The sequence below is a fragment of the Peribacillus sp. NJ4 genome (genome assembly GCF_030348345.1).
Classification (GTDB): domain Bacteria; phylum Bacillota; class Bacilli; order Bacillales; family DSM-1321; genus Peribacillus.
The window spans coordinates 3,527,221-3,540,806 of sequence record NZ_JAUCFQ010000001.1 but is presented as its reverse complement, the minus strand read 5'-3'; the positions used below and the strand labels follow the sequence as shown (position 1 = coordinate 3,540,806).

Genomic DNA, 13,586 nt, shown 5'->3' with positions numbered 1-13,586 from the left:
AAAATCTTAATATTTGGTTTATGTGGAATTAATGTTTTCAGATTATGATTAAACCGTAACAAACAGTAATAAACATTAAAGATTCCACACTAAATGGAGGCACTTTTTATGAATCGCACATTCAAGAAGAATTGTTACAAGTCTATTCAAGCTGTGATGTTAGGAGTGAGTGTACTGGGATTAGCTGCTTGTGGAGCTACTAATGAGGAGGCTGCTCCAGTGGTTAAGGATCCAAGTTCGTTAACCCTGAAAGAAATTGAAACAAAGGCAAAAGAAGAGGGGACTATTAATAGTGTCGGTATGCCTGATTCATGGGCTAACTGGGGAGAAACTTGGAATGAAGTGATGAAAAAATATACATTGAAACACAATGATACAGATTTGTCCAGTGCCGAAGAGATTGCCAAAATGGAATCTGAAGGAGAGAGTGCAACAGCTGATATCGGCGATGTAGGGATTTCCTTTGGGCCAATCGCGGAACAAAAAAAATTAACGATGCCATATAAAACTTCCTATTGGGACGAGGTACCTGAGTGGGCAAAAGATGACAATGGAGATTGGGTTGTTGGCTACCAAGGAACGATTGCATTCTTTACTAATAAAGAATTAGTAGATAACCCGCCTAAATCTTGGGATGACATATTAAAAGGGGATTATAAAGTAACTGTTGGAGATGTTCAGCGTGGTACACAGAATCAAATGGCCGTACTTGCTGCCGCTATCGCTAACGGCGGTGATGAAACAAATCTCCAACCAGGAATTGACTTTTTTGCTAAGCTTGCCAAGCAAGGCCGCCTTAGCTTAACTGATGCCAAGCCGGCTAACATCGAAAAAGGGGAAGTGGAAGTTGCCCTTGTTTGGGATTTCAATGCTCTTGGTTACGCTGACCAAATTAACCGCGATCAATTTGAAGTCACCATTCCAACTGAAGGTTCAGTCGTAAGCGGCTACGCAACTATTATTAACAAATTTGCAAAGCATCCGCATGCGGCGATGGCAACTAGAGAATATATCTTAAGCGATGAAGGACAAATTAATTTAGCTAAAGGATTTGCCCGTCCAATTCGCGATGTAGAACTTCCGAAAGAAGTAGCTGAAAAAATGGTTCCAGAAGAACAGTACAAAAATGCAAAACCAATTGAAGATTACAAAGCTTGGGAAGAAACGGCTAAAAATTTACCGCAGATTTGGCAAGAAGAGGTGTTAGTCCATGTCAAATAAAGTAATAGCAATTGTTGTTGATGGTATGAGATACGATAAAGCATGCGAAGCGCTGGGATTTATTCAGCATTTAGTTGAAACGAATCAAGCGTCACTTTACAAAGTTAAGTCGGAGCTTCCAAGTCTTTCCCGTCCATTATATGAAGTGTTGTTAACAGGTACGCCGGCTTCAATGAACGGGATTACGTCCAATCAAGCCGTGCGTTTATCTACGGAGAAAAGTCTCTTTCATCTTACGAAAGAAAACGGGTTAAGAAACGGAACAGTATCCTATTACTGGGTAAGCGAACTTTATAATCGTGCGCCATTCCATTTTATTGAAGACCGTGAGCAAGAAGATACATCCAATCCTATTCAATACGGAAAATTTTATTGGGACGATGACTATCCAGATAGTCATGTGTTAATGGATGCAGAAGCTTTACGCAGAAAGTATGACCCTCACTTTTTATATATTCATCCGCTCGGTGTAGATGTAAAAGGAGAAATTTTTGGCTCGGAATCAAAAGAATATCGTGAGCAAATCCTAAAAATGGGAAGCTTGTTGGCACAACTTTTGCCAATTTGGATCAAAGAAGGTTACCACATATTAATTACATCGGATCATGGCATGAGTGAATATGGCAACCATGGCGGCATAACTGATGGTGAACGTGATGTACCGCTCTTTATCATTAGTCCAAAAGTTGAGCCTGGCGTTTATGGTGAAGTGGTTCCGCAATTAGCTTTTGCACCTCTCGTTTGTGAACTATTAAATATTGAGCCGTCCGATAAAATGATTTCATATCAATTTCCAGGTCTGAAAGGAAAAGTTACCCTTTAAAAAAGATACACTATTCAACATTAAAATGAAGAATGAAGATTGACTGGAATTGGTTTAACGAATGTACTGTTAGCCCAATTCCCAAATTGTTAGAGAACATAGAGGAGCGAGAAGTCTTGCGAAAAATAAAAAAACAAAAAGTTTACTTATTAGCTCTTTTACTGCCATTTATTATGTTTGTGATTGGATTTGAAATAGGACCATTAGTGGCAATGATTAAAAATAGTTTTTATGCAGATGATGGAATTCAAGTTACGATTAATCAATACTTAACCATATTTAAAAGTGAATTTTACTTACAAGCCATTAAAAATAGCCTTGTCATTTCCTTATTTTCTGCTATAACTTCTGTGATTGTAGCAGTCATTGCAGCCTATTCGTTTACAAAGTTCTCTCAAAAAATACAAAACAGACTACTGATGATTACCAATATGACGTCGAACTTTGAAGGGATTCCCCTTTCATTTTCATATATTATATTACTTGGAAACAATGGGTTGTTTACGTTGCTTTTTGCCAAGATTGGTTGGGACCTGTTTGCAGATTTTAATTTATATTCCTGGACAGGCCTCATTCTTGTTTATATTTATTTTCAAATTCCGCTTGCCGTTATGCTCATTTACCCGTCTTATCAAGGAATTAAGCAACAATGGAAAGAAGCCTCTTCATTATTAGGAGGGTCAACATTTTCATTTTGGCTTCGAATAGGGGTTCCAGTTCTTTTACCTAGTATTGTAGGTACATTCAGTATTTTGTTTGCTAATGCGATGGGAGCCTACGCTACAGCCTATGCATTGGTCGGCAGCAACTATAACATATTGTCATTGCAAATTGCTTCTCTAGTTGCTAGTGACGTTGCATTAAAGCCGCAGCTAGGTAGTGCTTTGGGAGTTCTTCTAGCAACGACCATGATAGGGGCGATGTGGTTCAATGAACGAATGATGCGTAGCGTTAGGAGGGATTTACGATGAAGTCTTCATTGACTTTTCATAAATTGTTTGTTGGATTACTAGTTATATATTTATTAATTCCGCTTGTAGGAACACTTTTATTCTCGATCGCTGGTAAATGGGATCATACCATTTTACCTGAGAGTTATACAATGAAATGGTATATTGAATTGTTTCAAGATGAACGGTTTTATGATGCTTTTCGACGAACGCTGTTTTTAATTGTCATGTCAGTAGGTCTTAGTGTTGTTATTATGCTTCCGACAATTTTTATTATCACGGTATATTTCAGTAAATGGGAAGGATTGCTCCAAGCCGCAGCCATGCTTCCTTATGGAGTTCCTCCCATTGTTGGAGCTGTTGGGTTAATCAAGCTATATTCTGCTGGACCGATTCAAATTGCCGGAACACCTTGGATTTTAATTGGTGCTTATTTCATAACCATTCTACCATTTATGTATCAAGGAATTCGTAACAGCCTTCGTACGCTTAATGCAGTACAACTTGTTGATGCAGCTGAATTACTCGGTGCCACAAAATTCAATGCGTTTCGTACAGTGGTGTTTCCAAATATTATATCTGGAATTTTAGTGTCTACCTTATTATCAGTCTCTCTTTTATTTAGTGAGTTTGCTTTTGCCAATTTGCTTGTCGGGGGCCGATTTGAAACCCTTCAAATTTATCTATCCGACAAACTAAACAGCAGTGGTCACTTAACAAGTGCAATTGTTATTACTTATTATTCAATGATTTTACTTTTAACGGGGACTGTATTAAAGCTTACGTTTAGAAACAAAAAAAATCCTGTGGTGTCAAAATAAGAAGCGAATTCCTTCATTTTTTTAAGAAAAATACCGTCATAAAAATACTACTTTAGAAGGTGAAAACTAATGAGCTATGTAACCATCGACCAAGTTACTAAGGGATATGAAAATCAAGTCGTTTTAAATAATATTTCATTAACATTAAAAAAAGGTGAATTTGCTACACTTCTTGGCCAAAGCGGGTGCGGAAAAAGTACATTATTACGTTCCATTGCGGGACTTGAAGATGTTGATGTAGGAAGAATCTTAATTGATGGAAAAGATATTACTGATTTATCACCGCGTCAGCGTGAAGTCGGTATGGTGTTTCAGTCTTATGCGCTTTTCCCGAATATGAACGTTTTTGATAATATCGCGTACGGCCTTAAAATGAAGAAGGTAAAAAATATTAAGTCCAAAGTGAAAAATATGATTGATATGGTTGATTTAATAGGAAAAGAAGAGTCTTATCCTCATCAATTATCTGGTGGACAACAGCAGAGGGTTGCTCTTGCCCGTGCGCTTGTCATGGAGCCGAAAGTACTGCTTCTGGATGAGCCGTTAAGCGCATTGGATGCTAAAATTAGAAAAAGTCTGCAAAAAGAATTAAAGAGAATACAGAAAGAATTAGATATTACAACTATTTTTGTTACACATGATCAGGAAGAAGCAATGACGATGTCTGATCGAATTTTTGTCATGAATAAAGGACAAGTTGTACAATCCGGTTCTCCATCAGAAATTTATACTTCTCCAGTCAATACATTTGTTGCAAAATTTATCGGGAATTATAATGTCTGTAATATGGAAGTTTTCCGTAAACTTGTTCGCACCACAGAATTAAAAGGGAATGAAGTCGCCATTCGTCCAGAAGTTTTACAATTAGTTTCTGTTGGTGAGGACAGCTTGGACTTACAAGGGAACTGGGAAATTAATGGGTTTATTAAAGATGTTTCCATGGCAGGGAATGTTTTAAGATATGAAGTAGAAACAGAGGAGTCCGCTTTTCATGTAGACTATCTTCACCACCGTGGGGAAATGTTTGAGCAAGGAGCACGAGTTCATATTCTTGTACCGAAGAAAGAATGCATTATTTTATAATTTCTTAATGATCGAGGGGGAGAAATATGACTGTTTTACCTGAAGAAAGAAAGAATGAAATTTTAAAAGAACTTAACAAAATGGGAAAAGTAAAAGTTATCGAATTAGTTGATCAATTTAATGTTTCAGAGGAAACGATTCGACGCGATTTGATGATATTAGAGGAAAAAGGACTGTTAAAGAGGGTTTACGGTGGAGCGATTAAAACAGTCTTTGAATTTGAGGAGCCTCCATTTACACAGCGTACAACGGTGAATCAAGAAGCGAAAATCAAGGTTGGGAAAAAAGCAGTAGAACTCATTTCCAACGGAGATGTGATTGCCATTGATGTAGGGACAACCATGCTTGAATTTGCCCAGTGTATTGAAAATAAAAAAGACATTACGATTTTAACCAATTCTCTTCCTGTGTCGTCCGTGTTAACCGAATTGCTCAATCAAAATAAGTTTACAGGACAAATTCTATTACTAGGAGGACAAATTGATCCTAAGCATCAATCTATATGCGGGGGTCTCACTGAACAAATGTTAAATCAATTTAATATTGATAAAGCGTTCATTTCAGCTGGTGGTGTTTCCATTCAAAGTGGTGTTAGTAATTATCATTTACGTGAAACATTAGTTTCACGCAAGATGGTCGAGGTATCAAAGCAAGTTATATTGCTAACGGATTACTCTAAAATTGGTGTCGACACCTTTTGTAAAGTTTGTCCTCTAGAAAAAGTAGATGTGATTGTCTGCGAGAAACCATTTCCAGAGGAATGGAGAAATGATTCAAAATTAGGGGAAGTCAATTGGATTCAAGCATAGCCCATAAAAGGATATATCGAGATGGAAGAGGGGATACTCTCTTTTTTGATTGTATTTTTATTGATAGCTGGTAAAAAGCTAGAAAGAAATTAATAGATAGAATGAGAAAAGGAGCTATATAGCATGAGTTTCATTGCGATAGATTTAGACGGAACATTATTAAACGATCAGAATGAAATTAGTGAAGAAAATATAAAGGCGATTCAATATGCCCAAAATAGAGGCTTTGAAGTAGTTATTTCAACAGGACGGGCATATTTTGACGTTCAAACAATATGTGAAAAAGCGGGGATTTCCCCATTTATAATCGGGACAAATGGCGCAACCATTCATTCAAAAAGCGCAAAGTGCATTTCTTCTATTACGATAACTAAAGATCGTGTCGAATCTATTCTCCAATGGTTAGATGAACGGAATTATTATTACGAAGTGTTTACTGATAAGGCCATTTATACTCTTAAAAAGGGAAGAGAACATTTCCATAATGAGATTAAAAGTTTGAAAAGCGCAGATTTGAATCCAGATATGAAAGAATTAGTTGAAATAGCGGAAAGGCAATTTGACCAGTTTGGATATGTTTTAGTTGAAAACTATCATGATATCTTAAAAAAGGAGGAAGAATTTTATAACATTTTAGCATGTTCTTTTGATGAAAAGAAATTAGAGGAAGCCTGGAACCAATTCAAAAAGTTTGATGAGTTGATGGTTGTTTCATCTGCTGATCATAACATTGAAATTACTAGTAAAAGAGCTTCAAAAGGAATGGCCCTTGAAAAATTGGCTTTCTTGATGAATGGCTCATTAGATAAGGCTATGGCAATCGGGGACAGCAACAATGATTTATCCATGTTCCAGAAAGTTGGATACAGCGTAGCGATGGGAAATGCAAAAGATGTCATAAAAACTGTTTGTACAACGACAACCCTTAAAAATGATGAAAATGGGGTAGCTTATGCGATTTATCGATATATGGAGAACTTCGTGGTTCAAAAATAAGTGTCAATGCCAAAGGAGAGAGCGATAAAATGGCATGGATATATATCATAATGGCAGGACTTTTGGAAATTGTCTGGGTGATCGGTCTTAAATATTCACACGGATTCACCAAAATTATACCTAGTACAGTAACGGTTGTTATTATTATCTTTAGTTTCTTTTTACTTTCAAAAGCTTTACATTCAATACCCTTAGGAACTGGTTACGCCATTTTCACTGGACTGGGAACAGTGGGAACTGTAGTAACTGGGATGCTTTTTTTGGGTGAGACCATTAATCCACTGAAAGTATTTTTTATGGCTTTAATGATATTGGGTATAATTGGAATAAAAGTCAATCCAGCACTACCTGAACATTAAAGAATTGAACTGATTTATATAGGGGATGATTCAATGGCTTGGTTTTTTCTTATTATTGCCGGATTTGCCGAGATTGGTAGTGTTATAAGCCTGAAACGTGCAGACGGGTTTAAAAAATTGCTCCCCTCTGTAGCGTGCCTTTTTTTGGGGAGTTTAAGCTTTTATTTTCTATCCTTGTCATTAACTTCTCTTCCAGTGGGAACTGCTTATGCAATCTGGACCAGTATCGGCTCAGTTGGAAGTGTTTTAGCAGGAATGATCTTTTTTAATGAACCCAGAAGTTTAAGATTAAACCTATTTATAATGTGTATCATTGCAGGGGCCATAGGTATCAAAATGACTTCTGGACATTAAAATCAGAGTTTTAAATAGGAATAAGTGGATAAAGAAAAAAGGTACGATACCAATGGAGGTGAGAAGATATGAAAACTATTCAAGATTGGATAAAGGACTATAAAAAAAAGACCTTTAATTTAAGAAGCTAATAGATGACTCCCGTGTGGTACGGGAGTCATTCTATTTAGGCCCCATTGGTAAAGAATTGTATTCTTCCATGTATGCTTAAATTGATTAGTATACCTCATCAAAATTACCAAAATGGTATGTTAAGCGGACCGATAGGCGATTTCTTGCTGATAAAAAGTTCAAATCTCCATCTGAATATTTGAGGGGGGGTTTTGCAGCATCGATCATCGGAATGATTATATTTATTCTCTTACTTCATCAAACTCTTAATGTATATGTTGGTATAACCTCTTCGCCTACAGTGCGATTATCATTACTCAAAAAGCTGTATTCTTTGCTCCTATTGAAGAAGTAGGAATCCCGAGAGAAATAAGTGGTGCAGCAGTTTCTATAGCCTGCTTAGTAGGATATGCCCCTTCTATGTTTGCATTTATTCTATATGGAAGCATGTTAGATCGATCTCCAGGAATGGAAGGCTACAGACATGTCTTTTTAACAATGATTGCATTCGCGATCATAGGTTTTATTATTAGTAGTTATTTAGTTAAAATCGTAAACAAGAAAAAAGAAAATCAACAAAATTTAGAAACAAAAGAAATAAATAATTAATTAAAGGTGGGTAAAAAAATGAAAATTGGATTAGAAACAGAAAGCTATCACTTGCAGTTTATTACAGGTCGAATGGATATTTTCGGTTTTATCAGAAAAACAGCTGAATTGGGATTAGACGGAGTCATGATCAATATTGTTCCATGGCCAGGGTTGCCAGGATGGGGCACTTTAGAATCATTTGAACCGGAGTATTTAGAGAGAGTAAGAAAAGAAATTCAAAAGTATGGATTTTTCGCTGAAATAGACACAAATGGAAGCGATCCGGAACATCTAAAAGAGGTCATTGACGCAGCACATAGAATCGGAGCGGATGTGATTCGCACGTATACATGCTTAGGAGAGTATGATCCGGAAAGATTGAAAAAAGCACCAGGAGATATCAAACAAATTGTACCATTATTAGAGAAATACAGGATAAAACTAGCTGTGGAAAATCATGAGGAAGAGTTAACAGATGAGGTTATTCAAATTATTAAGGAAGTCAACAGCCCTTGGGTTAGGGCTCATTGTGATGTGGGCAACGGAATGATGGCATGGGAAGATCCGGTTGAAGCTGTAAGAAAATTAGCACCATATGCAGTCACAACCCATTTTAAAGATCATATTATCATTCATGATGGCGAGGATTATAGGGTATGTGGTGTACCAGTAGGCACAGGCAATATTGATACAGAAGAATGTTTTAAAATACTGGTTGAGAAATCTACCCTAACTAGAATCAACGTTGAAATGTGTTTTCCATATGCCATCAATTTTAAGAGAGAGCTTGGTGCAGGCGGAGTCTTTGCGGTTGGAGAAGGAGCTTTCAAAGTTGAACAACCTCCTTATGATTTAAGTGTCATTAAACCATTGGATTACTATTATCCTCCAAAAGAACTTTTAGAACAAATGATTGAAGATCAAGAAAAAGGTACAGAACAATCGGTTAAGTATACCCTTGCTTTACGCGAAAAATATTGCCGATAAATAATATGTAGAAAGCAGGGATCAAGAGTAAAGCTTCATTGCCTTACTCTTGCCCATTTTTACAAAGTGAAGAGGATGCCTTAAATTATCTCATAATCTATTGTTATTTTTTCGAAATAGCTGATTGTTGTATAAATTTGTTCATATAAAGGTGATATGTTTAAAATTAGTGCAGCAGTTCCAGCTTATGCTCTCTATTGGGTTGATTGGACTTATTATTGCGAACTTGAACTATACACCAGTCTTTGACATTATCGCCTATGTATTCTATCCATTTTCGTACTTACTTCAAATACCTGAGCCAATGGTTGTAGCAAAAGCAGTATCAATTGAGATAGCAGAAATGTTCTTACCTGCATTATTAGTAGTAGAAATGCCTATTACAACAGTTATACTGTCTTCTCTGCATGTCAGAACTTGATAATATGCAAATGTCACTTGGCTTTAGTGGTGAACGATCTGGATATCTAATGTCACAATCTTTTCAACCATTGAGCTTTCCATTCCAACCCTGTTATTAGGTATCTTTAAGTTTTACCTCAAGTATGGTTCCTGGCGTTAGTCATTTTAACAGCCATTTCATTAGTTCTTTCAGTATTCCCTTCTTAATAGAGAGACTCTTTTGATTGCCATCATTACTGTCACTTTGCTTTACGACTTTCAACACACGGTTCTTTAATAAGAGTCGCATGTCTTGTTGAAGTAACGGATACGTAGGTCAAGAAGACATTAATAACTAACGCATTAAACCAGCCACTTTCAATTAAGAGAGGGGCTTTATCTTATTCTACAAGTGATTTTTGACTATTTCTACACTTTTACTGATTCAGTATGGACTTATAATGTTTCGTCTGCCTTGAATTTTTTTGTAAAAGGTCACGGATTTCCTTTAAATACTGCTCAGTTGCCGGTACCACTTCTATTACCTCTTCCTCTTTGGCTTGTTTTTTTCTAATAATAGAATTCGCTATCTTCATAAACATGAAAATCGCAAACGAAATAATCAAGAAATCAATCACAGCTTGAACAAATATACCGTATTTAAGAACTGCGTTTCCAACTTTAATGGTTAACGAAGAAACATTGATCCCCCCTAATATAATTCCAACTAGCGGTGTGATAATATTTTCGACTAGTGATGAAACGATTTTCCCAAACGCAGCACCCATCACTACAGCTATAGCAAGATCGAGAACGTTTCCTTTAGTTATTAACTCCCTGAATTCCTTTATCATCATAACTACACCTTTCTTTTTTAATTGATAAAAGCATATCAGAAACATGGTGAAAATTGAATAGAGTAAGAGGTATCTATTATTTCCAAAGATAGGAACAAGCATCCGTTTAATCTTTTGAATCCTTTAATATGTAGCAATGCAACAATGCAAAGACAGCAGTCCAATCAAAGGGGATAGAACTCCAGTTATCATCAAAAAACGTAACAAGCCCCTAATTAAAGCAGATTATGGATGGATTTAATGGTCCTAGAAATCAGCACTAATTAAAGCTTTACAAATAGAACAAAAAGTGAATTCAATGAAAAATGTTATGGAAGGTAGATGGGGAAAGAGTAAGGCAGCAATCATCACAGTCTAGAATGAAGGTAAAGCAGCTTTCACTAATTTGTTTACTTCATAACAAAGAGGATGAATATAAATGGATTTGATTGGCGATAATTATATTATTGTACTACCCCCTAAGTGGTACTCCTCCATTGTTAAAAGCCCTTCTCTTAATCGAGAGGGCTTTTTTTGTTTTGTGCTTTGTTAATTATTTTGTTGAGATTCGATAAAAATCAAAAGGATCAAATTGGTCCTTTTGGGGTAGCTTTTTGACTGCACTTAAATTGATTTGAATTTTTTATATTTCAGTCCAACCAAAAATATTAGGGGAGAACCTATTATGGTTGGAAGAAACCAAAAAATTAATGGATTCCATTCATTCAAGATAGTTATATTGGATACATTAACTACAAGAATTGCTGTACAAATAGCAATATAGGAACCGAGCATCCCGCTTATATGAGATGCAATCCAGTTTTTCCATTTCTTCTTAGCAGATACATAGCCTATAAATGCGAAAGAATATGAGAATATCCCAATGAAAAATAAATAGGCACTGCTTTCCCAATTCAAAATTGCCATTGTCAGGGATGTGACAAAAACAACAACGTACGCGCTATGATATATTTCACCAAAGGTTGTATGCTTACCTCTTTTTTTCTTTGAAGACATAGCACCTATTCCACTAATAAGACAGATTGCTCCAGCAAAAATATGAATGAACAGAATGATCCTAAAGATAAGCAACTTTCCCCTCGTAAATATTGATTATTAATTTATATGTTATCACAATTCAAATATTTACCATGAATTTAATCTGCAAAAATCAAACCACTTATGAAGAGGTTGAGTTTCTATACAATCGAGTATCCTTCTTTCCGGAAATTTCTATTAAGCAATCAAGAAGGGGCCAGGCGCTGTATTTGTGACTGAAAGTCCCAGTAATCTGGTTTTTTATTTATATCATTGAGAATAAAGAGGAGGGCGGCATCAGAATGTCGTTCTTTTTATGGATAAAGGAGGAAATTACGGTTCGTTTGAAGAATGTTTTTTACAAATGGGGGTGGAGTAATTGCGACAAAATATTGAACAGGATTTATCTAAAGAGGATATTTTAAGAATGATTGTTAAACACCTTGAAGTATTCCCGTTGACTAGTCTAGAGGCTATCCGAGAAGTGATTGGAAGTTCATTAAAACAACGGGGTTTAATAGGAGGGATAACTCAAACAGGAGCCACTACAATAACATATAACCGGAAAATATCAGACGATGATATCCAGTTAATGAATGATTGTATTTATGACCTTTTATATAGCCGCGTTATCCAACCTGGTATTAATGATGATAATCTAGATTTACCATGGATTCATGTTTCTGATAAAGATAAACTTAAAAAGTACCTAAAATGAAAAGTATAGTCCGACATAACAGGGAATTATTACAACCGTGAAAAATTGCCCCCTATAATGTGGATTACAGAAATACCAAGAAGAGTATTGTGAATGGTTGGAGGCAGTTAGTGGCTGCCTAAGATGTTAACTGCTAAACATTGTAAAAGCCCTTCTCTTATTCGAGAGGGGCCTAATTGGTTTGGAATATCCAAATTCGATAAATGCAATTTAATAAAAAACAATATTCCATACTCAATTAATTGTATGTTTCACCAGTAAGATGGGATTCAAACATATCGATAATTGCAAGGAAACGTTCGGCTTCACGGAAAACGTGATCTGCCAATAGTGGATGGATAATGCTCTTGATTTTGCATTCTTCGATTAAATCTCTGGCGGTTTTCTTAAAGTCGCGAAGTGATACTACTGAAACACGATTCTGATCTAGAAATTGATCCAAAAGAGGGACGGTTTGAGATTGCGGTTTCATGGACTCTAAGTCAACAGCCTGAAAGACTAATTGGTCAAAATCATTGCTGAAGTTTCGTGCCATATCTACAAGCTTTCTTTCCGATGGATCAAGGAGATGTCCGATAAATTTTGCATGATCAGCCATTATCCTTAAAAAGAATACATTTTCTTTGATGATAGCATCTTCAAGTGGTTTCAATTTACCCTCATTTAATTCTTTTAATCGCTTTCTAAAATAATTGGCTTCCCGGCTTGTATGGTCGACCAAAAGTGGGAAATTGTTTGCACCAGGCAATTTACAGGTAAGTATTAATCCCAATACCTTCCTTTTGAAAAAAAATATGCCTGTAGCAGCTTGTTGCACTTCCGCATTAAATCTTCTAATCTGTTCTGGGTCAGTTTGATTTGTAAATGAATGGGATTGCTGTTCTATCCGTTCAAATAAATGATAAAACTGATTGGCTTCCTCAATTAGCTGTGTATCTTCACATCTAAAACCAAGTCTTAGAAATAACGAGTGTTCCTTCATTATTCTTGACCAAAAACGAATCTCATCTAAGGAACGTTCTACAAACATCGCAGAGTTATTTCGCATATTAGCTTCCTGTGTGTTCTCACTCATAACTAAAGCCCCCTTTATTAAACCATCCTTAAAATCTTATTAACAAGTGGGCCATTGTATACTCGATTACATATAAAGTTACAAATAAATCTATTTTGTTTTATTAAATCATTGCCTTATGTTAGTTAAGTAAAAAAGAAAGAGCTCAACAAGTATCCTTAAAGGACTTGTACCGGCTAGATGATGAACATGCCTGTCACCCAAAATCTTGTATCTTAGCAGATACTATTTAAAGATTCTTAATGGATAATTAAAGGGCTCATACCAAACTGTATATGATAGTTGGTGAATATTCTTTTCTGATATGATGCAAATACGATAAAGAAAAAAGGGGATATTTTATGGGGATAGCTAATTTTTCTAAATTCATTCAATATAAGGACTTAATTAATTCTTTACCCATACAGATGAAATGATACGGAGCGAGCCATTC

General features: G+C 35.9%; 15 protein-coding genes and 1 pseudogene. 13 read left to right on the top strand and 3 right to left on the bottom strand.

The features are described from left to right. Positions 1–108 precede the first annotated feature (108 nt). The 12 genes and pseudogenes from QUF94_RS17615 to QUF94_RS17560 all read left to right on the top strand — a co-directional run. Positions 109–1,221 carry an ABC transporter substrate-binding protein gene (locus tag QUF94_RS17615; RefSeq protein ID WP_289316986.1) on the top strand — a complete coding sequence of 371 codons (1,113 nt, stop codon included), beginning with the start codon at positions 109–111 and terminating at the stop codon, positions 1,219–1,221. Then, positions 1,211–2,044 carry an alkaline phosphatase family protein gene (locus QUF94_RS17610; RefSeq protein ID WP_289316985.1) on the top strand — a complete coding sequence of 278 codons (834 nt, stop codon included), beginning with the start codon at positions 1,211–1,213 and terminating at the stop codon, positions 2,042–2,044. Before QUF94_RS17615 ends, QUF94_RS17610 begins: the two co-directional genes overlap by 11 nt. 116 nt (positions 2,045–2,160) lie before the next feature. Next, positions 2,161–3,015, top strand: a complete 855-nt coding sequence (locus QUF94_RS17605) for an ABC transporter permease (RefSeq protein ID WP_289316984.1) — start codon at positions 2,161–2,163, stop codon at positions 3,013–3,015. Beyond that, a complete protein-coding gene (locus QUF94_RS17600) occupies positions 3,012–3,815 on the top strand; it encodes an ABC transporter permease (RefSeq protein WP_289316983.1) in 804 nt (267 codons plus the stop codon). The genes QUF94_RS17605 and QUF94_RS17600 overlap by 4 nt, the downstream gene beginning before the upstream one ends. A 69-nt stretch (positions 3,816–3,884) precedes the next feature. After that, positions 3,885–4,898 carry an ABC transporter ATP-binding protein gene (locus QUF94_RS17595; protein WP_289316982.1) on the top strand — a complete coding sequence of 338 codons (1,014 nt, stop codon included), beginning with the start codon at positions 3,885–3,887 and terminating at the stop codon, positions 4,896–4,898. A 26-nt stretch (positions 4,899–4,924) separates the two neighbouring features. After that, positions 4,925–5,707, top strand: a complete 783-nt coding sequence (locus tag QUF94_RS17590; protein ID WP_289316981.1) for a DeoR/GlpR family DNA-binding transcription regulator — start codon at positions 4,925–4,927, stop codon at positions 5,705–5,707. A 123-nt stretch (positions 5,708–5,830) separates the two neighbouring features. Next, positions 5,831–6,703 carry a Cof-type HAD-IIB family hydrolase gene (locus tag QUF94_RS17585; protein ID WP_289316980.1) on the top strand — a complete coding sequence of 291 codons (873 nt, stop codon included), beginning with the start codon at positions 5,831–5,833 and terminating at the stop codon, positions 6,701–6,703. Between the two features lie 29 nt (positions 6,704–6,732). After that, positions 6,733–7,062: a DMT family transporter gene (locus QUF94_RS17580; RefSeq protein ID WP_289316979.1), complete on the top strand. Its 330-nt coding sequence runs from the start codon at positions 6,733–6,735 to the stop codon at positions 7,060–7,062. A gap of 33 nt (positions 7,063–7,095) precedes the next feature. Continuing rightward, positions 7,096–7,416 carry a DMT family transporter gene (locus QUF94_RS17575; RefSeq protein ID WP_057276213.1) on the top strand — a complete coding sequence of 107 codons (321 nt, stop codon included), beginning with the start codon at positions 7,096–7,098 and terminating at the stop codon, positions 7,414–7,416. 558 nt (positions 7,417–7,974) lie between these two features. Continuing rightward, positions 7,975–8,136: a hypothetical protein gene (locus QUF94_RS17570; protein ID WP_289316978.1), complete on the top strand. Its 162-nt coding sequence runs from the start codon at positions 7,975–7,977 to the stop codon at positions 8,134–8,136. An 18-nt stretch (positions 8,137–8,154) separates the two neighbouring features. After that, a complete protein-coding gene (locus QUF94_RS17565) occupies positions 8,155–9,105 on the top strand; it encodes a sugar phosphate isomerase/epimerase family protein (protein ID WP_289316977.1) in 951 nt (316 codons plus the stop codon). Between the two features lie 187 nt (positions 9,106–9,292). Continuing rightward, positions 9,293–9,493: pseudogene (locus QUF94_RS17560) on the top strand (YjiH family protein); the annotation flags it as partial. A gap of 430 nt (positions 9,494–9,923) precedes the next feature. Here the strand turns inward: QUF94_RS17560 and mscL are convergent. Beyond that, on the bottom strand, positions 9,924–10,340 hold the full coding sequence (gene mscL, locus QUF94_RS17555; RefSeq protein ID WP_289316976.1) for a large conductance mechanosensitive channel protein MscL: 417 nt from the start codon (positions 10,338–10,340) through the stop codon (positions 9,924–9,926). 606 nt (positions 10,341–10,946) lie between these two features. After that, complete coding sequence (locus tag QUF94_RS17550) at positions 10,947–11,414, bottom strand: DUF2306 domain-containing protein (protein ID WP_289316975.1); 468 nt, start codon at positions 11,412–11,414, stop codon at positions 10,947–10,949. A gap of 325 nt (positions 11,415–11,739) precedes the next feature. Between QUF94_RS17550 and QUF94_RS17545 the strand changes: the two genes are divergently transcribed. Next, a complete protein-coding gene (locus QUF94_RS17545; protein ID WP_289316974.1) occupies positions 11,740–12,078 on the top strand; it encodes a hypothetical protein in 339 nt (112 codons plus the stop codon). 238 nt (positions 12,079–12,316) lie between these two features. Here QUF94_RS17545 and QUF94_RS17540 read toward each other — a convergent pair whose 3' ends face one another. Beyond that, complete coding sequence (locus QUF94_RS17540; protein ID WP_289316973.1) at positions 12,317–13,153, bottom strand: DUF2935 domain-containing protein; 837 nt, start codon at positions 13,151–13,153, stop codon at positions 12,317–12,319. Positions 13,154–13,586 lie beyond the last annotated feature (433 nt).